This is a genomic window from Neisseria sp. P0021.S007 (assembly GCF_051956855.1).
Genome location: NZ_JBQCXA010000463.1, coordinates 1 through 719, shown reverse-complemented (window position 1 = coordinate 719; position 719 = coordinate 1). Strand labels below are relative to the sequence as shown.

Annotated in this window: 1 protein-coding gene; it reads right to left on the bottom strand. The window is 51.9% G+C overall.

All coding sequences use genetic code 11. The annotated features are described in order from the left end of the window. Positions 1–109: 109 nt before the first annotated feature. Positions 110–719: tRNA dihydrouridine synthase (locus ACTHUR_RS14015; RefSeq protein ID WP_440399157.1), on the bottom strand; the 610-nt coding region annotated here is incomplete at its 5' end.

Sequence of the window (719 nt, the reverse complement as noted above, 5' to 3'; positions counted from 1 at the left end):
GTTCAATACATTGCGCAATGTCAGTAGTCGTTTGATTCATCGTGATGTCTTTCTTTGAGTTTGTTTTTAAATAGATTTATTTTTAGATGATGAGGCCGTCTGAAACTCTTCAGCTTTCCCGATAGTGACACACCCAGCGGTCGGTTTTCTCTGAAAGCGTCTCAAGATAGGCGGCAAGGGTGTCGTATTGTGCTGCGGTGCTGTCCAAGCGTTTGATTTCCCGGCGTGTTTGTTCGCCTTCGGGCATTTCGTCGATGTACCAGCCGATGTGTTTTCGGGCGATGCGTACTCCGGCCACTTCGCCATAAAATTCATGCATGGCGCGGATGTGGTTCAAAATGGTGGCGTTGCATTCTGCCAAGCTTAAGGCCGGTGGCAAAACGCCGTGTTCGGCGTAATGTTTTAAATCACGGAAAAGCCACAGTCTGCCTTGTGCGCCGCGCCCTATCATGATGCCGTCTGCGGCGGTTTGCTTGAGGACGGCGGCGGCTTTTTGTGGCGAAGTAATATCGCCGTTGACCCAAACGGGGATGTTCAGACGGCCTTTGGTTTCGGCAATCAGTTCGTAACGCGCTTCGCCTTTGTACATCTGCGTACGGGTGCGGCCATGAATGGCAAGGGCTGCGATGCCTGTTTCTTCGGCGATTTTGGCGATGGTCGGCAAGTTTTGATGTTCGTCATGCCAGCCCAAACGGGTTTTGAGGGTAACGGGTACGTCC